18 protein-coding genes are annotated in these 23,482 nt (G+C 48.0%); 15 read left to right on the top strand and 3 right to left on the bottom strand.

Going from position 1 to position 23,482, the window contains the following annotated elements; genetic code table 11:
- The first annotated feature begins 36 nt into the window (after window positions 1–36).
- The 4 genes from ACYVI9_RS01375 (at window position 37) to ACYVI9_RS01360 (ending at window position 2,841) form a co-directional block, all read left to right on the top strand.
- Window positions 37–456: a BACON domain-containing protein gene (locus ACYVI9_RS01375; protein WP_460759631.1), complete on the top strand. Its 420-nt coding sequence runs from the start codon at window positions 37–39 to the stop codon at window positions 454–456.
- Window positions 453–848, top strand: a complete 396-nt coding sequence (locus ACYVI9_RS01370; protein WP_460759628.1) for a hypothetical protein — start codon at window positions 453–455, stop codon at window positions 846–848. Before ACYVI9_RS01375 ends, ACYVI9_RS01370 begins: the two co-directional genes overlap by 4 nt.
- A gap of 124 nt (window positions 849–972) precedes the next feature.
- Window positions 973–1,809 carry a UDP-2,3-diacylglucosamine diphosphatase gene (locus tag ACYVI9_RS01365; protein ID WP_460759626.1) on the top strand — a complete coding sequence of 279 codons (837 nt, stop codon included), beginning with the start codon at window positions 973–975 and terminating at the stop codon, window positions 1,807–1,809.
- A 51-nt stretch (window positions 1,810–1,860) separates the two neighbouring features.
- Window positions 1,861–2,841, top strand: a complete 981-nt coding sequence (locus ACYVI9_RS01360) for a glycosyltransferase family protein (RefSeq protein WP_460759623.1) — start codon at window positions 1,861–1,863, stop codon at window positions 2,839–2,841.
- On the opposite strand, the gene ACYVI9_RS01355 is transcribed toward ACYVI9_RS01360, so the two are convergent.
- Complete coding sequence (locus ACYVI9_RS01355) at window positions 2,838–3,632, bottom strand: HAD family hydrolase (RefSeq protein WP_460759621.1); 795 nt, start codon at window positions 3,630–3,632, stop codon at window positions 2,838–2,840. The genes ACYVI9_RS01360 and ACYVI9_RS01355 overlap by 4 nt on opposite strands.
- A gap of 220 nt (window positions 3,633–3,852) precedes the next feature.
- Here ACYVI9_RS01355 and ACYVI9_RS01350 point away from each other — a divergent pair, with 220 nt between their 5' ends.
- The 11 genes from ACYVI9_RS01350 (at window position 3,853) to hemL (ending at window position 16,377) form a co-directional block, all read left to right on the top strand.
- Complete coding sequence (locus ACYVI9_RS01350; protein WP_460759619.1) at window positions 3,853–5,007, top strand: DUF418 domain-containing protein; 1,155 nt, start codon at window positions 3,853–3,855, stop codon at window positions 5,005–5,007.
- An 87-nt stretch (window positions 5,008–5,094) separates the two neighbouring features.
- Window positions 5,095–6,486, top strand: coding sequence for a hypothetical protein (locus tag ACYVI9_RS01345; protein WP_460759616.1), 1,392 nt, complete (start codon window positions 5,095–5,097; stop codon window positions 6,484–6,486).
- Window positions 6,487–6,616: 130 nt separating this feature from the next.
- Complete coding sequence (hemA, locus tag ACYVI9_RS01340; protein ID WP_460759613.1) at window positions 6,617–7,867, top strand: glutamyl-tRNA reductase; 1,251 nt, start codon at window positions 6,617–6,619, stop codon at window positions 7,865–7,867.
- Entirely contained in the window at window positions 7,836–8,813 is a 978-nt protein-coding gene (hemC, locus tag ACYVI9_RS01335) for a hydroxymethylbilane synthase (RefSeq protein ID WP_460759610.1), read from the top strand. Before hemA ends, hemC begins: the two co-directional genes overlap by 32 nt.
- 8 nt (window positions 8,814–8,821) lie before the next feature.
- Window positions 8,822–9,577, top strand: a complete 756-nt coding sequence (locus ACYVI9_RS01330; RefSeq protein ID WP_460759608.1) for a uroporphyrinogen-III synthase — start codon at window positions 8,822–8,824, stop codon at window positions 9,575–9,577.
- Window positions 9,578–10,621 carry a uroporphyrinogen decarboxylase gene (hemE, locus tag ACYVI9_RS01325; RefSeq protein ID WP_460759605.1) on the top strand — a complete coding sequence of 348 codons (1,044 nt, stop codon included), beginning with the start codon at window positions 9,578–9,580 and terminating at the stop codon, window positions 10,619–10,621. It begins immediately after the preceding gene.
- A 7-nt stretch (window positions 10,622–10,628) separates the two neighbouring features.
- Complete coding sequence (locus tag ACYVI9_RS01320) at window positions 10,629–12,530, top strand: M1 family metallopeptidase (RefSeq protein WP_460759602.1); 1,902 nt, start codon at window positions 10,629–10,631, stop codon at window positions 12,528–12,530.
- Window positions 12,531–12,537: 7 nt separating this feature from the next.
- Window positions 12,538–13,473 carry an oxygen-dependent coproporphyrinogen oxidase gene (gene hemF / locus ACYVI9_RS01315; RefSeq protein ID WP_460759599.1) on the top strand — a complete coding sequence of 312 codons (936 nt, stop codon included), beginning with the start codon at window positions 12,538–12,540 and terminating at the stop codon, window positions 13,471–13,473.
- A 10-nt stretch (window positions 13,474–13,483) separates the two neighbouring features.
- On the top strand, window positions 13,484–14,470 hold the full coding sequence (gene hemB, locus ACYVI9_RS01310) for a porphobilinogen synthase (protein WP_460759597.1): 987 nt from the start codon (window positions 13,484–13,486) through the stop codon (window positions 14,468–14,470).
- A 21-nt stretch (window positions 14,471–14,491) separates the two neighbouring features.
- Window positions 14,492–15,031: an STM3941 family protein gene (locus ACYVI9_RS01305; RefSeq protein WP_460759594.1), complete on the top strand. Its 540-nt coding sequence runs from the start codon at window positions 14,492–14,494 to the stop codon at window positions 15,029–15,031.
- Window positions 15,032–15,081: 50 nt separating this feature from the next.
- Window positions 15,082–16,377 (top strand): glutamate-1-semialdehyde 2,1-aminomutase, encoded by a 1,296-nt coding sequence (gene hemL, locus ACYVI9_RS01300; protein WP_460759591.1) that lies wholly within the window; start codon window positions 15,082–15,084, stop codon window positions 16,375–16,377.
- Between the two features lie 23 nt (window positions 16,378–16,400).
- Here the strand turns inward: hemL and ACYVI9_RS01295 are convergent, their stop codons facing one another.
- Window positions 16,401–21,248, bottom strand: a complete 4,848-nt coding sequence (locus tag ACYVI9_RS01295) for a DNA repair ATPase (RefSeq protein ID WP_460759589.1) — start codon at window positions 21,246–21,248, stop codon at window positions 16,401–16,403.
- 153 nt (window positions 21,249–21,401) lie between these two features.
- A complete protein-coding gene (locus tag ACYVI9_RS01290; protein ID WP_460759586.1) occupies window positions 21,402–23,471 on the bottom strand; it encodes a flotillin family protein in 2,070 nt (689 codons plus the stop codon).
- Window positions 23,472–23,482: the final 11 nt, after the last annotated feature.

Here is a 23,482-nt window from a genome sequence, read left to right as displayed (position 1 = left end):
GGCTTTTGTCCTTAGTGTTTTCTTATTTTTATCGCCATGCAAAAGCGGATCGTATATCTGGTAATCATCCTGACGGCTATATTAGCGGCCTGTGAAAACGTGACAATAAAAAATACATTTTACAGGATGCAGGTACAGGTATATGGCGATACGCTGATTTTTTCGGGGGATAAAGAGCAAAGAGCAATTACCGTGGAATCGGACGCGCCCTGGAAAGTAGCTGTAGCCCAGGAAGACTGGCTTCAGGCAGATTCAATTGCGGTCAATCAGTTTGAGCTGACCGCCGATAGTAACAGTCTGGGCCAGCCCCGATATGCTATAGTCACCGTGACGAACGACAGTAGCGAGCAGCGTTCTTTTGTGGTTTACCAGCGAATCCATACAGCGGAAGTTTCTGCATCGGGTGCCGCACAGAATTTTAAAAAACTGGTACTATCCAAAGATGACCGCAAATGAAAAGAAACAAACTTTTATATAGTACCTTATTGATTACAGGTTTCTGGCTCCTGTCCTGTCAGAAAGTGACGGAGCTGTATGAAGAGCTTGACCGGCCCTATTTTGGAATTGCAGACGCTTATAAACTGGTTGAATTCAATCCCGCTGCCCAAAGTCGTCTGGTGCCGGTCGCAACCAATATAGATACAGCAGAATGGAAAAACCGTATAACCCATAAAGACACAACAGGCTGGTGTGCTATCCGTCATACCGGAGGCGCACTGGAATTGACTGTGACTTCCAATTCAACCTATAATAGAATGGATACGGTTACGGTCACCACAACTACCGGAAAATCCCTGAGCTTCAGGGTGTTCCAGGAAGGTCCTCAGGGGACCTTGCCTGAAGAATGAGTCATCCTTTAACGTATATGAATTGCGGCAGGCCGATGCGCATGCCCCTTTTTGATAATAGCAAAATAATACTGCCGTAACAATTAGTTGATACCACCAAGGGACCTTTGAGAAACCCTAAACGATGTCCAAACGACAGGTAGAACTGGTGGTATTGAGTGATTTGCATCTGGGCACTTACGCGGCCCGTGCCAGAGCGTTTACCGCTTATCTCAAAAGTATCCAACCGCAGCTGCTGATCCTCAACGGAGATATCATTGACGGCTGGCAGTTTTCTAAAAGGTACTTTCCGGCAAGCCATATTCAGGCCATCCGGGAAATTTTTAACTTGCTCAGCAGGGGTACCCGGGTGATCTATATTACCGGGAACCATGATGATGTCTTAAGAAAATATACGGATCTGCAGATGGGCGACTTTATATTGACCGATAAAATCGTAATTGAAGTCAATGGCCGGAAAACCTGGATATTTCATGGGGATGTTTTTGATCATACAACCACCCGACAAGCCCGGTTCTGGGGCCGAATGGGCAGCAATGGTTATGCCTTGTTATTGGGCTTTAACCGTTGCTTCAACAGGCTGACGCAGGTATTGGGAAAGGAGAAGCGATCACTTGCAAAAGCGGCCATGCATCAGTTTAATAAGCGGATACTCAATGTGACCGCCTTCGAGCAGAAGATCGGCGCATTGGCCATCGAAAAAGGATTTGATACCGTGATCTGTGGTCATATTCACCAACCCTGCCAACGTGTTATTACAACGGAAAGGGGTTCGGTCACCTATTTAAATGCGGGTGATTGGGTAGAACATATGACGGCGCTTGAGTTTTGTGATGGAGACTGGAAATTATACCAGTATGAGGACCAGCCCCACCCGGACATATCCGGAGAAGAAGCCCGGCCGGCAACTGAAGTATTACCCGCCGAAGTCGCCTATTATTTTTATTCCTTGTCGAAATAATCTATGCGGCCTGACCGGGCAGAATGATAGCAGATTTTAAAAAAAAACAACATGAAAATATTCTATGCCGTACAGGCAACCGGGAATGGCCATATCAGTCGTTGTATGGAATTATTGCCTTATCTACAACAGTACGGTCAGGTGGATATTTTCCTGAGTGGCGGGAATAGCCAGCTTCGTCTGGAAGCCCCCATTAAGTACAGAAGCCGCGGCCTGAGTCTGTTTTACAGCTGTCATGGTGGCCTGAATTACTGGAAAACTGCCTGGTCTGTGAATCCGGTTTACCTACGCCGGCAAATCAGTCATTTGCCCGTCGAAGAATATGATCTGATTCTCAATGATTATGATTATCTCACCGCAGCTGCCTGCCGGTTGAAAAACCTGCGGTCTATCCATTTTGGCCATCAGGCGAGTTTCCAGTCGCTGCAGGTGCCCCGCCCGCCGCAGATCAGCAGGACAGGGGAATGGTTGCTGAAAAGATTTGCACCTGCGGAACAGTATCTGGGTCTTCATTTTAAACCCTATGATGATTTTATACTTCCTCCAGTGATTAAAAAGGAAATTCTGGAAGCACAACCCAGAGACCAGGGACATATTACTGTCTATCTTCCTTCTTATTGTCAGCGGCAACTCTGGCAATTGTTCTCCGGGTTAAAGGATTTTAAATTTCATATTTTTTCGATCTACCATGCTCAAAGCAGCCGGCAGGACAATATTTGCTGGATGCCTGTTGACCGTCGGCTTTTTAACAGCAGCCTGATTAATTGTCGGGGCCTGATCGCCGGCGCGGGATTTGAGACGCCGGCCGAAGCCCTGCATTTGGGAAAGCAGTTACTGGCCATTCCCATCCGGGGGCAGTATGAGCAATGCTGCAATGCAGCGGCTTTACAACAAATGGGTGTGATGACCCTCGATGTAGCGGGCCGTGATTTTCCCCTCCAGTTTAAAAAATGGATGCGGGATTATACGCCTTTGCAGGTAGATTACAGCAGGACCGTGCCTCAGATTATGCAACGGCTGTTCCGTACTTAAAGCTGAATATCCAGTAATTGCTTGATCGTCTCGGTAACACCATAATGATTGTTATCCAGATTGGTAACAAATTTGGCCAATTGCAGAATCTGTGGATGGGCATTTTTCATAGCATAACTGTAGGCCGCTTCCCGGATCATATCAGTATCATTGAGATAATCACCAAATACAAGGGTTTCTTCCGGCCGAATACCGGTTTGCTGCTGAATTTTTCTGATAGCGGTAGCTTTGCTGGCATCCTTATTGGTAATATCCAGCCAGAGCTGGCCCGACACAACGACCTGGTATTCGTTTTCGAACGCCTTGTAAAACGGGTAACTGTTGACTTCCGAACCGATTAAGTCACAAAGTGATACCTTAAGAATTTCATCTTGAACCGTAGCCAGATCTTTGACCACCACATATTCCTGATAATACTTTAGGGCCTGTTGCTGGAAAACTTCATCAAGGTGTTCAACATAGGCGATATTTTTTCCGCAGAGCACCGGATAGGTTTCGGGAATTTGTCGCGAAATTCCGATAAACTTTACGAGAGCTGCATGATCCAGACTGTTCACGATCAGTTCCTGGTCCTGAAAAACCAGGTAGCTTCCGTTATCGCTGGCGAAGTAAATCTGTTCTTTAATGGGCTCAAAAACAGAGCGGATATTACTGAGCGGCCGACCACTGGCGATCGTTAGCAGGATGCCGCGACGCTGCAGTTCGCCCGCTATCTGGAAAAAATCGGGTGGTAGTCGTTTGTCGTCCGTAAGTAAAGAACCATCCAGATCGATGGCAATGAGTTTGATCATTGAAAAAAATGGTTGAATTAAAATAAAGCGGCAAAGGTACAGTTTTGACGGGAGGCGAACAGGGAACAGTACTGTCTATATTTGAATCAGGAAGCAGATCTTCCGGTTATGCGATCTGGCTATCAGTCTGTTGTATCATATTCATGTAAGTGGGAGACGCCTGATATATTGGGTAGTCCGTACAGAACTAGTTTGCTATTTTTGTCGGGATTGCAGCGACATGTCTGAACGAAGCACAAATAAAAAATATCGTATTGAGCTGATTGATGCGTTGAGAGGTTTTGCCCTGCTGGGCATTCTGTTGCACCATTTTCTGACCCGTTTTAATTATAAGCCCCGAGCGTTCACATCGCAATCGGTGATGGCTGCTGCAGATAAATTACTCGAGCAGTTCGGGTACCATTTTTTCTACGGTAAAACCTTTCCGATTTTTGCCTTCCTGTTCGGTCTGTCTTTTTTTCTACAGATCAAAGGGCGAAGTGATTACCGCACCATTTATTTTATTAAACGACTGTTACTGTTGATCGGATTTGGCTGTTTGAATGCCGTATTTTTTCCCAGCGGCGATATACTACTGACTTACGCACTATGCGGCCTGGTCCTGCTTCCACTGATGCGTTTGCCGGTGAAGTGGCTCGTAGTACTAGGTGTTTGTGGCTTGTTACAACCGCTGGAATGGATCAACCTTGTCTATGGAAGCAGCCACGGTGGCCAACCGCTCATTCAATGGAACACGGTAGCGATTAAACAGCAACTTGATCTCATAAATGCCAATGGCGGAATTGTGGAAAATATTCGGGCCAATATAGTCCTGGGTCAGTATTGCAGTTTAAGATGGTCGGTAGAGTCAGGTCGTCTGCTGCAAACATTTGGACTGATCCTACTGGGGTACAGCTGCGGGAAAAGCCGTTTCTATGAACGATTCATAGGCGAACAAAAAAGATTTTGGAAATACATTGCCCTGCCTATCTTTGCACTAGTTATTTCGATTTTATGTAAGTTTTGGCTCCAGGGAAAGACCGGATTTACAGCAGAGCAACTCAGGGTGATAAGTTTTAACTGGTATTGTGTTTCAGTTGCTTTTTTGTATATCATGTGTTTTAGTATCCTATACGACGGCATTTTTTCAAAACTGCTGCCATCCTTAAGGTTCTATGGACGCATGAGTCTAACCAATTATGTTTTGCAATCAATTCTGGCAGGTTTTGCCTTTGCTCCCTATGGATTGAATCTGGCTGCAAATCTTCCGGCGACTTTCGTTTTTCTCCTGTATCTGGTATTTGTAATGGTCCAAATCTGGTTTTCCCGGATCTGGCTAACCAGGCATCCTTACGGACCCTTGGAATCCCTTTGGAGGAAATGGTCCAATGGATAATTCCAGTTCTCGCGTCAATACTTATACGAATATGTACATATCAGTCTTGATCTGTAGTATATAGTAGAACTAAACATTAGAAACTTTATGAAAAAATTAATTCTTGCCCTGTGGGCAATGAGCAGCCTTGTGTTGGCTAACGCACAAGATGAAATTTACAGTATTAACAATTGGGGAGCAGGAGGCATTACGCAGATTGGCGGAGTTGATCCTGATAACGGCGCCGCTTCAGGACCTGTATTAAACTACGCTTCCACGGATCAGTCAACTGTTGGCGCTGCACTGGCTTATGCGGCCAATGGTTATCTATATTATATCTCATCGTCTTCCGGCAATGAGGGTACGTTTACTGTCAGCGCTATTCCGGCCTACCCCAGTTCCACCCCAACGGCTCCGGATACAGGAATGGAAGTGCTTTCCGGTGATGCTAATGGGACTGTCGATACTGCCAACGTTTTTTTCAGGCGAATGGCTTCCGGACCTGGAAACTGGGTATATATACTGGCTACCGAAGAGGGAACGAATAATGTCTACCTGCTCCGGTTTCAGACCGGTGCCGGCGGTACGGCAACGAATCTGGAGTCTTTAGGAACCATTACGCTGGAAGGACAGGCCCCTGCCACTAATTTTAATAATGGTGATATTGCCCTTGATGGCAGTGGGAACCTGTATGCACTGGTAAATCTGGATCAGCCCGGAGGTCAGGCGGTCATCTATTATGCGGCAAAGTCCGCGATATCTAACAGTAGCAACGGTGTTACAGATATGGTGAAAAAGCAGGACGTGGTAGATCAGGACGGTCAGAATTTCGTCGGGCCTGTAGTGGGGTTGGCACTTTCTTCTACCGGAAATTTTTATATCGCAGTTCAGGACGGGAGTGATGGCGGCATCTATTTTATGAGTAAGGTATCAGCGACGGATCCAACCATCACCATTACCGGTCCGATCAGCTCCGGTAATGCCGCCAATATTGCCGATCTGGCCACCGTGTATTTACCGATCAATACGGTCCTGCCTGTCCGGTACGGTTCGATCAAGGCGGCCATTTCAGCTGGAATGCTCGAGGTGAACTGGAGTACAATGAGTGAGACCAATAATCAGAAGTTCGATGTGGAAGTATCAGCTGATGGCGTCCATTTCGCTAAGGCGGGCACCGTGTTTTCGAAAGCGGATGGCGGTAATTCAGACAAAGCGCTTTATTATAGTTTCAGTACACCGGTAACCCGGGCGATGGCAATGGCGGGTATCAGCGCCATTGTCCTGGCACTGATCGCTTTAGGGCTGCGTCCCAAACGTCGCTGGCCCGCAATGCTGGTACTCCTGTTGGGTATGGGCACGGCATTGGCCTCCTGCGATAAATCAGGTGAGGCAGTACTTACCAACCCCGAAAGCAAAATCTTTGTACGCCTGAAGCAGTACGATACAGATGGCGGAATCAGTGTTTCGGAAGTTATTACTGCTTATCAGACCGGGAACTGATCCCGATCATCTTTTTGTCAAAAAAGCCGGTGTTCCCGGCTTTTTTGGTTTTTCTGAGGGTCCCCTGATGATGTGATGACAAATTTGTGACGTTTGACATGTGCAGGTTGTATACATTTGCAGGACTCACATGTCTGCTGAAGATTTTCATATTTCAAAACAGGTCCTGGATCGATTTTGTGTGGCAGGAATCAACTATCTTAAGGCTGATGCTGCAACGCGGGGCTTATTTTCCATAAATAATGAGCAATTTGACGCCCTTGCCCTGGATGCCAGGGCGGCCGGGCTGAAAAGTGTCTTTGTGGTATCGACCTGCAACCGTACTGAAATCTACGGATTTGCGGAATCCGTCATGCAGCTGGTCAACCTGCTGCTGGACCATTGTAAGGCCGATAAACCCACATTTTTCGAATACGCTTATCTCAAGAACGGCGATCCGGCCCTACAGCACCTTTTTCAGGTGGCATCCGGACTGGATTCCCAGATTCTGGGTGACTATGAAATATTGGGGCAACTCAAAAAATCAGTGGAATATGCCAAGTCCAGGGACGTCATAGGTCCGGTCATGGATCGTACCCTTAATTTTGTATTACAGGCATCCAAAAGAATAAAAACCGAAACCGCCCTGAGTAACGGTACGGTTTCAGTGTCTTTTGCAGCTATCGAACTGCTACAGTCGATACCAGCCAATAATATGGACAAAGTGCTGGTCATTGGAACCGGGAAGTTTGGCTGGAATGTATGCAAGAACCTGCACACTTATTTTCCGGATGCCCGGATTACATTAATGAACCGTACGGATGAAACTGCCAAAGCCCTGGCAGCTGAGGGCGCATTTCATTTTCGGGCTTATAGCGATAAACCCGCTGCCATCGCCGAAGCAGACGTCGTAATTGTATGCACCAATGCGAATGAACCCACGGTTTTGGCCGAGCATTTCACCGACCATAAAGACCAACTGATCCTGGATCTTTCCGTACCGGTGAATGTGGATCCACTGGTCAAAAAGATACCGGGTAAGCTGGTGATTGATGTGGATGAAATTTCCACCAGGATACTCGATAAAACACTGGCCCGCCGGCGAAATGAAATTCCCAAGGCCCAAGCCATTATTGCCCATTATACCGAAGCATTCTGGCAATGGTTGAAAGACTACCGTTTTGCCCTGCATCTCAAAACCTGGAAAAGTAAATTACAGGAAATTGACCGGCTGCATTTACCGGCCTGTGAATTTGCAAGGGATGCCCAGCTCAAGGAGCAGACCCTCAAAGCGCAGAAAGCCGTCAAGCAACTGGCGGTCAATCTGAAGACAAGAAATGACAAGGGTTGCCAGTTTATTAATTTGATTAATGACTATTTGCAAACACCTGATGTCAACTGACCCCATTCGAATTGGCACACGGGACAGCGAACTGGCCCTCTGGCAGGCGCAACTGGTACATGATTTACTGGCACAGCATGGCCTGCCGGCCCGTTTAGTGCCCATTAAAAGTCAGGGAGATATCGACCTGGTTACACCCTTATATGCGATGGGTGTTCAGGGCGTATTTACCCGTAGCCTGGATATCGCTTTATTGAATCAATCCATAGATATTGCCGTGCACTCGATGAAAGATGTGCCGGTACAGCTTCCCGCTGGTATTGTAGAGGCGGCCGTATTGAAGCGGGCCAGTTATAAGGACCTGCTGGTCTTCGGGCCCCATTTGAATGCCGAACAACAGCAATTGCTGGAACAGGAGGATCCTGCCGATCTGAAAACCATTCCATTGCAGGTCGCCACCAGCAGTATTCGCCGTAAGGCGCAATGGTGGCATCGCTACCCTGGTTCCCGGATCGAGAATCTTCGTGGTAATGTTAATACAAGACTGCAGAAGCTGGCGGACAGTAATTGGCAGGGAGCCATTTTTGCTGCGGCGGGACTGGAGCGGATCGGTCGCAGACCTACAGGCAGTATGGAACTGGACTGGATGCTGCCGGCACCGGCACAGGGAGCCATTATGGTCGTGGCGCGATCAGGTGATAACCCCGTCCTGGAAGCCTGCCATTTACTTCACGATGCATCGACCGCTACCTGCGTACATCAGGAAAGAAATTTTTTAAGTGCTTTAATGGGCGGTTGTTCCACGCCGATCAGCGCCCTGGCTTTACCGCATGAAGACGGTATATTATTTTCGGGCAATATTGTATCGCCCGATGGCAGTGATATGGCGACCGTACAAAAAACTTTTACAACCGCCCAGATGGGCGAAGCGGGCTTTTTATCCGCCCGGGAATTACTGGCCGGTGGTGGTCAGCAAATTTTGGATCAGCTCAACAGCGATAAATAATCAAGGATATGGCGCTTTCAACAGCAGGTGGTCGTGAACAAAGCGCGCCCGGGAATCCGGGAGCCGGCGTCCCGGCGGCGGTGGTCAGTACCAAGATCCTTCCCGATACCCTCATCCGGTTGGCAGCCGATGCCGGCATCCAAATCAACCAAATCCCTTTTATACGCACCCGGCCCCGGAACGAAAATGCGCTAAAGGCCAGTCTGGCACCACTGGCTAATCGTGTCATACATGTGGCTTTTACCAGTGGCATTGCAGCAAAGGCGGTAGCGGCGCTCCTGCCGACAAAGCCTACCTGGAAATTATTTTCCATTCATGGAGAAACCCAAAAGGCGGTGGAAGCCTGTTTCCCTGGATCCCAATTGCTGGCGACAGCCGCCTATGGTACCGAACTGGCAGCCGAAATACAAAAATTTCCCGGGGTAAAGGAATTGTATTTTTTCTGCGGCAACCGCCGCATGAACAGCATCCCGGACCTGCTTCCGGCAGCTGGTATTCCAGTCAGGGAATACGTCGTGTATGAGACCGAACTCACACCCGTGTCCGTTCCGGATCCCATACAGGCGGTTCTGTTTTTTAGTCCCAGTGGCGTGGAAAGTTTTTGCAGTCTGAACCATATCCCAAAGCAGGTTCCCCTGTTTTCCATAGGCAGTACTACAACGAAAGCCATTCAGCAACGGATGGATAATCCGGTGTATACGGCGCCAAAAGCTACGGCACCAGCCGTTATAGAACAATTAATTCAAACAATTAAGCAACAATAGATGGAACTGAAGAATGACCTGATAATTAGAACGCTGAAAGGTGCACCCACTGAACGTACCCCGGTCTGGATGATGCGGCAGGCAGGACGCTATCTACCGGAATATATCCGGCTACGTGAAAAATATTCTTTTTTCGAACGTTGCCAGCGCCCGGAACTGGCTTGTGAAATTACCCTCCAGCCGGTGGATATTATCGGCGTAGATGCCGCGATTCTGTTTTCAGATATTCTGGTAGTGCCGCAGGCTATGGGTCTGGAAGTGCAGCTGGTAGAAAATCTGGGGCCGTTGCTCCCCGAACCAGTCAAAAAAGAAAAGGATCTGGAGCGTCTGAGAATCCCGGATACCGAAGAAACACTGGGCTATGTTTTCGAAGCGATTCGAATGATCAAACAGGAACTTAACGGCCGGGTTCCATTGATTGGGTTTGCAGGAGCACCGTTTACCCTGCTTTGCTATATGGTGCAGGGCAAGGGCTCCAAGACCTTTGATGAGGCTAAGGGCTTCTGCTACCAGCATCCGGTACTGGCGCATCGGTTATTACAAATGATTACGGACACGACAATTGCCTATCTGAAAGGCCAGGTAGCGGCCGGGGCCGACGTTTTACAGGTATTTGACAGTTGGGGTGGTCTCCTGGGTAAGCGGGATTTTGAACTATTTTCCCTGCAATACATTCGTCAGATTGTGACAGCGCTGAAAGATGAGGTTCCGGTGATAATTTTTGCCAAAGGCGCCTGGTCTTCACTGCCGGAAATGCAGGCCACCGGTGCCCAGGGACTCGGAATTGACTGGTGCATCGAGCCTGAAATGGCCCGCCGGCTGGCCGGTCCTGAAGTCGTGCTTCAGGGCAATTTTGATCCTGCCAAATTGCTGGCGCCGGTAACCGAGATTCGCAAAGAAGTCAGGACCATGCTGCAGGCTTTCGGCCCCCGCGGTCATATCGCTAATCTGGGTCATGGCATCCTTCCGAATATTCCGGTAGACCATGCCCGGGCATTTGTGGATACTGTAAAGAGTTTCCGTTTTGAATCATCGGAAAAATAAAGTACGCATGTTAAAATCAACAGGAATGTTTCAACGTTTGATGCTCCCAATATTCTGGATCGCCGTGTTGGCTGTTTCCGTACAGGCCCAGTCGCTGTATATGCCGCGTAACATAAAAACAGCCTACGAAAAGGGAACCCGCGCCCCGGATGGGCGCCCGGGACCTGCTTACTGGCAAAATAAAGGGGTATATGACCTGAGTTTCAAAATGGATCCTGTCACCCGTATCCTGAGCGGAGAGGCGCAGATTCAATACAGTAATATTAGTCCCGATAGTTTGAAAGTGCTTCCCATCCGTTTTGTAAATAATATACACAAACCCACTTCTCCGCGCAGTGGCCAGGTCGCTGCGGATTTTCTGGATCAGGGACTGACTTTACATCAACTCCGGATTAACGGGGCCGACTATCAGGCAGATGCCAGCGGCTGGGGTACCGTAGCGGATATTCCGCTGAAAACACCCATAGCGCCCGGAACCACTACCCAGATTAGCATTAGCTGGTCCTATCCGCTTTCCAGGGAAAGTGGCAGGGAGGGGCAGATTAATGCCACGACTTTTTACGCTGCCTACAGTTATCCACGCATTACAGTATATGATGATTATAATGGATGGGACCGGATTCCGCATACTGATCGGGCAGAGTTTTATAACGATTTTAATGACTACCGTTTTTCGGTGGCAGTTCCTCAAAATTATGTGGTATATGCTACCGGAGATTTTTTGAATCCCCGGGAAGTACTGCTGCCCGGGATTGCAGACCGATTGGAACAATCTTATAATAGCGATTCTGTGATCACCGTTGCGGACGCTTCTGAAATGCAGCAGGGAAAAGTTACCCGGCAGCAACCCTGGAATGTCTGGAAATTCAAAGCGGACCATATTACGGATATTTGCTTTGCACTCAGCAGCAGTTATGTCTGGCAGGCTTCCAGTGTAATTGTCGACAATCGTACCGGCCGTAGGGCCAGTACACAGGCGGCCTATGAAGCCGGCGCCCAGAGTTTTCTGAATTCCGTACGCTATAATAATTATGCGCTGGCCTGGTTCAGCAATAACTGGCCAGGCGTTCCCTATCCTTTTTCAAAAATGATCGCCTTTCAGGGCTTTGCAGACATGGAATATCCGATGATGGTCAATGATTCCAAAATTGATTTTGGCAGTGAACAGGCCAATGACGCATTTGGCCGCCTGGTACAGGATCATGAAATTGCCCATACTTATTTTCCTTTTTATATGGGGATTAATGAAACCCGCTATGCCTTTATGGATGAAGGTTGGGCCACGGCACTGGAGTACCTGATTGGCATCAGCTATGCGGGTAAGCCATCCGCCGAAGCCAATTTCAAAGGTTTTCGGGTAAAAAGATGGATCGGTGATCCCTCCGCGGAACAGGATCAACCGATTATTACGATGTCCACACAGGTCAGTGGTCCGGGCTATGGCAATAATTCCTACGGTAAGGCCGCCCTGTCTTACCTGGCTTTGAAGGACCTGCTGGGAGACAGCCTGTTTAAAAAAGGCCTGCATTTCTATATGGAACAGTGGAACGGCAAACATCCCATACCCTGGGATTACTTTAATGCCTTTAATACAGGCACCGGTCAGGATCTGGACTGGTTTTTTCAGAACTGGTTTTTTACCAATAATTATATAGATGTTCGCATACAGGCGGTGGATGAACGTTATGTCTCCGTGGAGAACCGGGGTGGATTTGCCATACCCTTTGACCTGGTGATGACCTTTGTTGACGGAAGACAAAAACGGTTTCACTACACCCCGACTGCCTGGAAATCCGCTTCCCTGATCAAACTGCAGGTAACTGAGATGGATCAGATAAAGACTATTGAAATTGACGGTGGTATCTTTATGGACGCCACGCCGGAGGATAACAAATGGAATCGAAAATAACCGAATAATGGCTTTTAAAGAAGACTGGATCCGATATATAGAAAACCTGCAGGACAGAATTTGTGCTGCATTGGAAGCTGCTGACGGTCACGCTGTGTTCCGGGAAGATAAATGGGAGCGGGAAGGCGGCGGCGGGGGCCGGACCAGGGTTATCAGTAATGGCGAAGTCTTTGAAAAGGGTGGGGTGAACAGTTCCGTAGTGCATGGGCCGGTAACTGATACCATGCGTCGGCAACTGGGCATGGAAGGAGATAGTTGGTTTGCCTGCGGCCTGAGTCTGGTGATACATCCTTACAATCCTTTTGTTCCCACTACCCACGCCAATTGGAGATATTTTGAGCTCTATGATAAGGAAGGTAAATTGAAAGACTGCTGGTTTGGAGGCGGTGCAGACCTCACGCCCTATTATTTATTTGAAGCCGATGCCGTGCATTTTCACCGCCAGTTGAAAGAAGCCATGGATCCCTTTGGCACCCAATGGTATCCGGAGTTTAAACAGCAATGTGATCAGTATTTTAACAATGCCCACCGTGGTTTTGAGATGCGGGGAATCGGCGGTGTCTTTTACGACCACCTGAAGCCTGGCGCCGGAATGGACCAGCAGGATTGGTTCCGGTTCCAGCAGGCCAATGGCAATTGTTTTACCCAGGCGTATATTCCTATTGTAGAGCAAAGAAAGCAAATGCCATTTACAGCCGCCCACAAGTACTGGCAGGAAATCAGGCGGGGGCGCTACGTTGAGTTCAACCTGGTTCACGATCGAGGGACTATATTTGGGTTGAAAACAGGCGGACGGACAGAAAGCATCCTGATGAGTCTGCCCCCAACCGTTCGTTTTGACTATAATTATCAGCCCGCCGCGGGATCGGAAGAAGAACAATTACTAATGGCATGTCAGCATCCCCGGGACTGGCTCGGGGGAACTGCTACAGCCGCTACATAAATTAATGAGCATGCATTTAATCAGACGCAATCGCATACTAAGAAAATCCGACGCACTCAGGTCACTGGTAGCGGAGACCGATTTGAGTCCCCGGGATTTTATTGTCCCGTTGTTTATTGACGAGGGAAAGGATCTGAAAACAGAGATAAGTTCCATGCCCGGTTATTATCGGATGAGCCTGGATCTGATCCTTGATGAAATTCAATCCTTATGGGACCTGGGCATCCGGTCTGTATTGCTTTTTGTAAAGGCCGAAGATCATCTCAAGGACAATACAGGTAAAGAAGCCTGGAATCCCGAAGGTCTGATGCAGCGCGCCGTAAAAACAATAAAGGATCGTTTTGCTGATCTCGTGGTAATGACCGATGTCGCCCTGGATCCCTATTCGATTTACGGGCATGATGGTATTGTCGATCCCGATCGGGGTACCATCCTCAATGATGCCACAGTAGAAGCACTGACCCGAATGAGCCTGAGTCATGCAGCTGCAGGAGCTGATTTTATAGCACCGAGCGACATGATGGACGGCCGTATCGGCGCATTTCGTACGGCCCTGGAAGAAAACGGATATTCCGATGTCGGCATTATGAGTTACAGTGCCAAATATGCCAGCTGTTTCTATGGTCCTTTCAGGGATGCGCTGGACAGCAGTCCTGGTTTTGGCGACAAGAAAACCTATCAGATGAATTATGCCAACCGGATTGAAGCCATTAATGAAACCTTGCAGGACGTAGCGCAGGGAGCGGATATCGTAATGGTTAAACCTGCGATGGCCTACCTGGATATTATCCGTGAGGTCAAAAACGCGGTTACCCTGCCGGTAAGCGCTTATCATGTCAGTGGTGAGTATGCCATGATTAAGGCGGCGGCGGAACGGGGCTGGCTGGATGAGAATAAAGCGATTATAGAGAGCCTGACTTCCATCAAGCGAGCAGGTGCAGATCTGATCGCCACTTATTTTGCGAAAGCTGCTGCCCGCCTGCTGCAGGATAGTTAAACATTTTTAAAACATGAATTAATGACGCCGATCAAAATACCGATTGATAAAAGAAAAGCTATCAGGATGTTTGTCTTTTTTGTCATTGCGGTAATCCTTTGTTCCTTTATGGTTACCCATCCCCAGTATTTTGTCAAAGGAAATCATTATGGTTTTGTACGGGGTTGTGGGTACGTGGGCACAGTTATATTTGTGCTGGCGGCTACGATCGTATCCAATAAGGTATTCAAGCGCAAGCCGGGACTTCTGATTGATGATGCAGGTATTACGGATAATTCCATGGGGGTGCTTTTTGCCCAGGTTCCCTGGGAGGAAATTGCCGGTATCAAAAAAATGCATGGGGCCGGAGAGAATTTTCTTACGGTCATGCTCCGCCACCCTGAAGCCTATATCCAGCAGGAAACCAATACTGTGAAAAGGAAAATGCTGGAGCTGAATTATCAATCACTGAAGACGCCGGTGAATATTGCTGTCAGCCGGCTCAGAACCGATGCTGCTCAGCTTTTTGAAACCGTTAAATCAGCCTATGAGCAACAACAGCAAAAGGCGATACGTACTTAAACCAGGACCGCTGCATGCCGCAGCTGGTCTGAGAACTTGAAATATTTGCAATGAACAGATATAGTTATGCGTCCAGCAGGATGCTGTTTGAAAGAGCCCAGAAAAGTATTCCGGGCGGTGTGAACTCCCCGGTGCGGGCATTTAAAAGTGTTGGTGGAACACCTGTTTTCATAGAAAAGGCCCGTGGGGCCTATCTCTATGATGTGGATGGGCAAGCCTATATTGATTATATCGCCTCCTGGGGTCCAATGATTCTGGGGCATGCTTATGAGCCTGTGGTCCAGGCGATTTGCAGGCAGGCAGCAGGTTCTACCTCTTTTGGTGCTCCTACTGAGCTGGAGATTAAAATGGCCGAGCTGATCCGATCCATGGTGCCAAACCTGGAATTGATCCGGATGGTCAGCAGTGGTACCGAAGCCTGTATGAGCGCGCTTCGTTTGGCCCGGGGTTATACAGGGAAAAATAAATTTATCAAATTTGAGGGTTGCTATCACGGACATGCCGATCCTTTCCTGGTGAAAGCAGGAAGCGGCGTGGCTACTTTTAATATTCAAACCGTACCAGGTGTCACTGCAGGTGCCAGTGCAGATACCCTGACCTGCGCCTATAACGATCTGGAGGGCGTGGAGCAGCTGGTGCAGGCGCATCGGGGAACGCTGGCCGCCATAATATTGGAACCGGTGGCTGGCAATATGGGATGTATCCTGCCGCGGGAAGGCTTTGTCGAAGGCCTGCGCCGGATCTGCGATCGCGAAGGGATGCTGCTGATTTTTGATGAGGTAATGACAGGATTTCGGCTGGCGACTGGGGGTGCTCAGCAGAAACTGGGCGTTGAGGCCGATCTCGTGACTTATGGGAAAGTCATTGGCGCCGGTATGCCGGTAGGGGCCTTCGGTGGGAAAAAGGAAATCATGGATCATATTGCGCCGGTGGGACAGGTATACCAGGCGGGTACCCTGAGTGGCAATCCCATTGCAATGATTGCCGGCTATACATTATTGCAGGAATTGAAAGGCCACCCTGAACTACTTACCGAACTGGATCAGAAAACTGCTTATCTGGCTTCGGGCATCCGCAGAGTCCTGGAGGACTGGGGACAGCCTTTTGTGATCAATCAGCTGGGCTCTATGATGAGCATTCATTTTACAGAACAACCGGTGACCGATTTTGCGAGTGCGGCTGCGGCGGATACGGAGCGTTTTCGCGTCTTCTTTCATGAATTGTTGAAAAGAGGGGTCTACCTGCCACCCTCTGCATTTGAAAGCTGGTTTCTCAATAATGCCCTGGGTTATGAAGAACTGGACCATACCATTGCCATGGTGGCGGAAGCGGTACAAGCCATTTAGTTGGCCGACAGCGGCCCTATTGATCAGTCGCCGGGTTTTTGTTCCAAAACGGTCCTGATTCCTTCCAGTCCCTGGACGAACTGATTCATCTGTGCTATAACCTGAGCAAATTTGTCCTGCTCGTCCAGTCCCTTGAGCATCCGGTATTTTTTATATTCAGTTTTTATTTCCGCCCAGCGTGCCATTTCCTGTGCAGTCTGGAGACCCATGATTTCACGTAGTTTGAGCAGGTTGGCTTCTGCATCACGTGTAAGGGTCTGGGATTCATTCTTATAATGTTCTAAAAGGAGCGTGGTGATTTCCGCTTCGTTCATGATGGGCTGAACCGCCGCCAGTATTTTATTCATGTTCCGGTAGGAGCCCTGAAGTTTAAAAGGCGGTTCCTGGCGGAAGCCGTCCTCGGTACCCGCTGACTGGATATACGCGGCATTGACCTTTAATACGACATTTCTGGCCTGGAGGGCATGTTGCACGACTTTGATAAAATCCTGGATCTCTGCGGCGGAAAAATTGCCCTCCAGATTGGGGAGGGGTGATTCGGGCTGCTGCAAAAAATCGACCAGCGTATACAGGTTCTCATTACCGCTCTGGGTGAGCTGTCGTAAATACGAATTCGATGTTAGTGCGTTTTCCAACATACTCATCTCAAAAGCCGCTTTATTGTTGGCGGTCATATCTCCCAGGTTATAAATATCTGCCCGATTGGCCAGCATATCCGGTATTTTAAACAGGGCGCCTGATTCGGTATAAGGGTTGCCAGCCATCACCAGTGCAAAACGTTTGCCACGCAGATCATAAGTCCTGGACTGACCGTTAAAGACACCGTCCATTCTTCGCTGACCGTCGGCCAGTGAAATAAATTTCTGCAAAAATTCCGGATGACAATGCTGAATATCATCTATATATAACATGACATTGTCACCCATTTCAAAAGCCAGATTCAGCTTCACAAGCTCTGCTTTAGCAGCCGCGTCTTTGGCTTCACCCGGGTCAACAGAACGAATATCATGACCGAGTGAGGGGCCATTGATTTTGATAAATACCAGACCCAGACGATCTGCGATGTATTCCATTAAAGTGGTTTTGCCGTAGCCTGGTGGAGAAACCAACAGCAGCAGACCACTGCGATCGCTTCTTTTGGCTTCACCGGCTTCACCGATCTGGCGGGAAAAATTGGCCCCAATGACAGGAAAATACACTTTATTGATCAGCTGATTGCGTACAAAAGAACTCAGTACTTCGGTTGCAAAATGATCCAGACGAAGCTGCTGATTTTTTTCCTGGAGTAGCTGTCTTTTCAATTCCTGAAGGCGGGTAAATCGCGGCACCTGCTGCCGGTCAAAATCTTCCAGTTGCCGGACCCAGTAATAGTGATTCAATGTAAAAGATCCGTCAGTACCGGATATCGATTGCAACCCGGCGACCTTCCGTTGCTCGGAGGCGTCCAGAATCGTGATAGCAGTCTTCGTTTCTGCAATGAGCAGGGCAGACAATTCAAAAATGAGGTGCGCCGGCAACGCTATGTCACTGGTCTGCGCAAATCGCTCGAGCCAACTTCCCACCAGCGCCCGCAGGACGGAGGGGTCCTGGTGTAGATCCTGCAGACTGGTTTCATATTTCTTATCAATAAAATCGGCTTTCAAGTGCTTTTTAAAAGCGGCATAGATTTCATGGTGCTGCCGGGATATGGCAATCTCACCGGCATTTTTATTATACAGGTAGGCGGCGGACTTTCGGGTATCGACAATTTCTTCCGGAAAATATTTCAATTGGAAGGCGGTGATTTTTTCCGCCGCTCTTTCAATAAACAGCTGTATTTCGTATTCCTGCTGGTAATGATCCTTCAAAAACTTTACGGCTTCGATCTGTCGACTGATTGCCGTTTGTTCCTTTTCGTTCAGATAGTGCCAAAATAAATGAACAACAGCCCTTTCCGTCGGCAGAAAACATAACAGACCCAGATCCTGTTGCAGCTCCAGCCAGTTCTTGGCCAGGATATAAGCATCGGCGTCATGCACACCTTTGACATAACCTTCAGCGGTGTGGCTGGTCAGATAGTTGCTGACGGCGCTTCGCAATGTCTGTTCTTCCGGTAACTGCCGGTTACTGAAGGATTGCAGCACCCTCCATGTAAAATACATGGCCCTGGGAACGGTATTGTTTTCAGAAACAAACTCCTGGGCGACCACATTTCCCAACGTCGCCAGTTCCGGGTGAATTGCGGGCTCAAAATAGGAAGTACCGGTTATATGGTAATAGTAGCAGTTGTCTTTATACGTCAGTGATAATGCAATCTGTTGTGACTGGATGACAAAACGATGCGCCCCCATGGCCAACAGTTTGGTACCGTCTACATATAGTTCTTTGCGATCTTTCAGATTTCGGATAGCTTCCTGCTCGAGTACCAGGAGTTGCTGCTGGATTTCTTCCGATTTGGCGGTATCTTGTAATTGCAGCAAGTCACGGGCGATCTGACGGGCCCTTCCGACCATAAGATCCGAGGAGAAAAACGCGTGAATCTCGGTATCACTGTCCAGTTGTTTTGTCTTATTGCGCGCACCGGTTAGAATACGGTTTGCTGCCTGCATCAATTGATGGGTCTTTTTATTTTTCTGTTCCAGCAGCTGTACTTTACGGGCTTCGAAACTGTCATACAGGGATTGTCTTTTCTCGGCAGCCTTTTCCTGTACTTCCGCCCATTCCGCAAAACGCATTTCAATTTCTTCCAACTGAATTGTTAGTTTGGATAGGTATTCATCCACTTTCTCTGGCGTATCCGCCATATCCAGAAAGTTGATAATTGACTGATCCAGTAGCGTGATCTGTGCCTGGAATCCGGCTTCGGATTCCTGTTTATTCAGTTCGTTGCGCTGGTTCTGCAATCGCGTACGCAGTTGATTGAGCTGGGAAAATAATTGAGAAATCTGCTCGATGATACGGGTGGTCTGAGAAGCATCTTCAATTTTCAGCTGATTGATGATTTCAATAAGCATTTCCAGGCCGGATGCCATCGAGGCAGCATTTTGCTCCAGATCACGGACTTCGATTACTTTACTAACGCCAGTCAGTTGCTCCTGCAGGTTACTGAGCTCCTGCTTATAGGAATCCAGTGCGTCATCCCGAAGCAGAAACCCGACGCAGTCTTTGGAAAGCGCGTCCGACTTTTCTGCAATTTCGGCCTCCTGCGCGTCGATAAGCTGCTGGTCCATATAAGCCAGTTTTTTCAGTCCGATGAGTTCGCCCCGAAAAATTCTTAGCCGGCTCAGCAAGCCAACAAAATCCTGAAGTGTTTCCTTTTTGGAAGTACGAACTTCAAAAATGAGCTTCTCAGCCTTCTCTACAGCTTGCCGGGTATATCGTTCAGCCTGCTGTCGCATTTGCACCACTTTTTTAAATTCATCAATGGCATTGGTTGCGATCTGCCTGATGGCCTTCAGGATAGCAGCAAACTGGTAATGGGTTTCGTCCTGCATCCAGAAAAATGAATCATATATTTCCTGACTTTTCTGTAACAGATCATCATACAGCCCTTCATAATTGTCCTGTTGGTTAAGCAATACCAGCAATTCGCGGATTTCTGCCATGGCGTGGACAATCGCCTTATTGCCGATCTTATAAAGATGATGCTGGCTTTGGGCTTCGTTGAGCAGCAGTTCTTTGGTAAACGGGGTCTGCCAGACCTGCAGCAGGTGGTGACGCGATGGATCTTTTTCCGCAATAAAATACACCAGTTTACCCTTGTTGAAGATGGTAAAGCCATTACAAAAAATAGGGGTTTGTACCTGCTGTTCGATGACATTATAGGAAAGCAATACATAACTGTAACTGTTCTCCTGATAGAAAATATATAAAAAATCTTCGCCATTCGGCGCATCCACACGGGCGGCAAATTTCAGCTGATCAATTTTACGATCAAAAATCTTATGATCACCATTTTGCAGGTAGTATCCGTTGGACAACAGGATGCCCTGTTCTTCCGGCAGAAGCAGTCCGGCATCTGCCAGGGTATCTACACGGGTGATATGTTTCAGCTTGTCATTATAGATAAAGTACCGGCAGTCTTCCATATAGGGCCGGATATTCATCAGAATAATATTTCCCAGGTCCGCAAAATAAATTTCACTGTCATCCAGCGTCTGATCCTTTTGCGCAACCTCCTCGCGGTAAATGCCCTTACCTGATTCGGTATTGTCCTCCACTTTGATGGTAAGGTCTCCGTTAATGGTTTCCACAAATACCCGGTCAAGAATTGATACATGCGGACTCTTTCCGCCTCGCTGCATGTCGCGGGTTGCCCGGATCCACTCAAAATCATGTTGAGGCGGATACCGGATATCATGTGCACTTCGCGCATCGATAAATTGCAATTGACCGTCTTGGATCAACCATTTGAAGGCTTTGATATCCTGCACATTTTCGGTCTGCTGAAAGATCATGTACAGCAGATTGCCGTTTCGATAAAAGCGCGAAAAAGAAGCGTATCGGAAATATTTGTATAGGTTTCTGAATTCCAGAATGAAGTTTTCATCCTGTAACAGGGAAAGGTCACTGGTGGTAAATTCTTTACCATCAAAATGGTACATACTGAATACATCGCCGATATCAATATCCTGGCGAAGTCCGAATTGAACATTATAGCCAAAAAGACAAAACTGGCCCAGGGCAACGATATCTTTGGCAAAACAGTTATTCTGGGTGTTTATTCTAAGATTGGCCAGCAGTTCAAAACCGGTAGCACCAAAAACTTCCTTACGGTCTTTGTTGAGCTGATCTACCTGCTCCAGTAATTGTTCTTTCTGGACCCTGAGCCTTTGTAGGATAACCTCATAGGCTCCCGAATCCATTTGTATATCGGTGGTATTTTCTGCCATATGTCACGGTTGCCGCAGCTGCGGTATTCTTATTATTGTGGGTGGGCCGAACGGAATTGAGCGCCGACAAAACAGGACGCTAACTGACCTGTGCGATAGCATCCTGCATCAGTCCGACCGGTGGGGTCGGATGATTTTGATCCGGCGATGGAATCAGCCCCTGCCGATCTGCGGCAGTTTCTTATTTTCAATACCTATGTTTCTGGCCATTTGCAGCAAATTGTTTAAAAAGCCTTTATCACTGCTGCCGGCAGCCAACTGCATCCGGCCGATCAGTGCCGCTACCGAAAGGTTTTTAATGTCTTCGCTGCTGATATCGTATCGGTCTGCCATTTCACGGAGTCGGTCCACTATATTATCCGAACCGGATTCACCGCCCAGCAGGTTTTCCGAAAGCTGCGAGAGATGGTTGGAATTGTCGATGAGTTTATCCAGTCCCTTGCCATTGGATACCTGACGCACCACATTGTCAAAGAATGTATTTTCTCCACCCACGATATCAATCTTCGCATTTTTGAATGCTTCACCCAGCACCATGGCCTGGGCTTCGGCGATATCTTTCTGAATATGAATTTCGGCCAGTTCTACTTCCTTGTCCTTCTGGAGGGAAAGGCGGAATTCTTCGTGTTCTTTTCCGGCATCATTGAGTAATTTGATGGCGTGCGATTTTTCTTCGATACCCTTGGCTTCTGCGACGATTTTTTCACGGATAACCTCTGCCTCTGCCAGCCCTTCCTTTCGTTTGGCTTCGGCTTTCGCTTCTATGCCGGCCGCTTCAGCTACGGCTGTTTTTTCAATTACAGCGGCATCTACAAAGCCCTGCCTTTCGGCAGCATCCGCCTTCGCATGCATGACCTGTGCTTCAGAAAGACCCACGGTGGCTTCTTCCTTGGCTTTTGCATCTGCAATGGTTTTGCGGGCCTCTGCCTCCTTGCCTGCGGCTTCTTTGCGGGCATTGGCTTCAATAATTACTTTCTGGGCTTCATGGGTAGCCGCTTTTTCCTGTGCTTCTGCTTTTTTCACTTCTTCGATCAGTTTGGCTTCGGCTTCCTGGCTGGCTTTGATTACGGCTGCGTCCTTTTGGCGGTTGGCCTCCTTGAGTACCTGTACATCTTTTATTTTTTCCTGTTCTTCCACCACCGTTTTTTCCAGCGCTACCCGGTCGCGTATGGCATCCTGAATATTTTTCTTTTCGATTTCCAGGGCTTTGTCTTTTTCAATACCGGCCAGTGAAACTACGCGTTCTCTTTCTGTTGCTTCCAGAAACTTGTCCTTCAATACACGTTCTGTTTCCACGGCTTCCGCACGTTCTTTGTTTTTGGCGGCAATAATTACCTGGCGAAGTTTATTTTCTTCCTGAATCTGCAGTTGTTCTTCTGTCTGTATCCGAACTCTCTCAGAACGCAGTCTTTCCTGTTCACGTACTGAGTCAATTTCCGCCTGCTCCCTGCTCTTGATATTCTCCACCTCCCGACGTTGGGTTTCTTCTTTTTCCTTTAACTGGCGTTCCAGTTCCAGAATGGCCTCCCTGGTTTCCACGTCCTGTTTTTTGATCGTTCGTTCCTCATCCCTGCGGATCAGATTGGCTTTAATATTTTGTGCTGCTGTCAGTTCAGTAATTTTCTTGATCCCCTCTGCATCCAGAATATTGTCCTTATCCAGGAGTTCAACCCGGGTCTGTTCGAGATAGTCGATCGCGCAGTCGTCCAGCACATAGCCATTCAGGTCCGTGCCAATGATATTTATAATTTCTTCCCGGAATTCCCGGCGGGCTTCATAGAGTTCAATGAAGTCAAATTTTTTGCCCACGGTTTTAAGTGCTTCGGAAAATTTTGACTCGAACAGGTCTGTCAGTGTATCATGAGAGGAGGCGCGGTCCGCACCAATGGTTTGCGCTACATTAATAATATCATTAGCGGATTTATTGACCCGTACAAAAAAAGCTACTTTTATATCGGCCCGCATATTGTCTTTACAAATCAAACCTTCCTTCCCCATACGTTCAATGTCCAGTTTTTTGACCGAAATATCCATAATCTCCTGTTTGTGGAGTACGGGAATTACGAGGCCTGCATTGAAGAATACTTTCACACCACCCTGACCGGTCCTGATCAGGATCTTTCCCTGGCTTACTTTTTTGTACATGGAGATCAGCCAGAAAAACAAACCGACAACGGCCAGGATCAAAAAGCCGGCGGTTATATAAAAAGAGTAGTTTGCCATATTATGTTTTG

The sequence above is a fragment of the Niabella terrae genome (assembly GCF_054783135.1).
The sequence above is the reverse complement of the archived record's forward strand: the minus strand, read 5'-3'. Positions and strand labels throughout refer to the sequence as shown.

Excerpts from the sequence above, each read along its gene's own strand:
- hemL (WP_460759591.1), top strand. The coding sequence starts at position 15,082 with ATGAACAGATATAGTTATGCGTCCAGCAGGATGCTGTTTGAAAGAGCC.
- ACYVI9_RS01295 (WP_460759589.1), bottom strand. The coding sequence starts at position 21,248 with ATGGCAGAAAATACCACCGATATACAAATGGATTCGGGAGCCTATGAG.
- hemA (WP_460759613.1), top strand. The coding sequence starts at position 6,617 with ATGTCTGCTGAAGATTTTCATATTTCAAAACAGGTCCTGGATCGATTT.
- ACYVI9_RS01370 (WP_460759628.1), top strand. The coding sequence starts at position 453 with ATGAAAAGAAACAAACTTTTATATAGTACCTTATTGATTACAGGTTTC.
- ACYVI9_RS01375 (WP_460759631.1), top strand. The coding sequence starts at position 37 with ATGCAAAAGCGGATCGTATATCTGGTAATCATCCTGACGGCTATATTA.
- ACYVI9_RS01305 (WP_460759594.1), top strand. The coding sequence starts at position 14,492 with ATGACGCCGATCAAAATACCGATTGATAAAAGAAAAGCTATCAGGATG.
- ACYVI9_RS01350 (WP_460759619.1), top strand. The coding sequence starts at position 3,853 with ATGTCTGAACGAAGCACAAATAAAAAATATCGTATTGAGCTGATTGAT.
- hemE (WP_460759605.1), top strand. The coding sequence starts at position 9,578 with ATGGAACTGAAGAATGACCTGATAATTAGAACGCTGAAAGGTGCACCC.
- hemF (WP_460759599.1), top strand. The coding sequence starts at position 12,538 with ATGGCTTTTAAAGAAGACTGGATCCGATATATAGAAAACCTGCAGGAC.
- hemB (WP_460759597.1), top strand. The coding sequence starts at position 13,484 with ATGCATTTAATCAGACGCAATCGCATACTAAGAAAATCCGACGCACTC.
- ACYVI9_RS01355 (WP_460759621.1), bottom strand. The coding sequence starts at position 3,632 with ATGATCAAACTCATTGCCATCGATCTGGATGGTTCTTTACTTACGGAC.
- ACYVI9_RS01290 (WP_460759586.1), bottom strand. The coding sequence starts at position 23,471 with ATGGCAAACTACTCTTTTTATATAACCGCCGGCTTTTTGATCCTGGCC.
- ACYVI9_RS01345 (WP_460759616.1), top strand. The coding sequence starts at position 5,095 with ATGAAAAAATTAATTCTTGCCCTGTGGGCAATGAGCAGCCTTGTGTTG.
- hemC (WP_460759610.1), top strand. The coding sequence starts at position 7,836 with ATGACTATTTGCAAACACCTGATGTCAACTGACCCCATTCGAATTGGC.
- ACYVI9_RS01360 (WP_460759623.1), top strand. The coding sequence starts at position 1,861 with ATGAAAATATTCTATGCCGTACAGGCAACCGGGAATGGCCATATCAGT.
- ACYVI9_RS01330 (WP_460759608.1), top strand. The coding sequence starts at position 8,822 with ATGGCGCTTTCAACAGCAGGTGGTCGTGAACAAAGCGCGCCCGGGAAT.
- ACYVI9_RS01365 (WP_460759626.1), top strand. The coding sequence starts at position 973 with ATGTCCAAACGACAGGTAGAACTGGTGGTATTGAGTGATTTGCATCTG.
- ACYVI9_RS01320 (WP_460759602.1), top strand. The coding sequence starts at position 10,629 with ATGTTAAAATCAACAGGAATGTTTCAACGTTTGATGCTCCCAATATTC.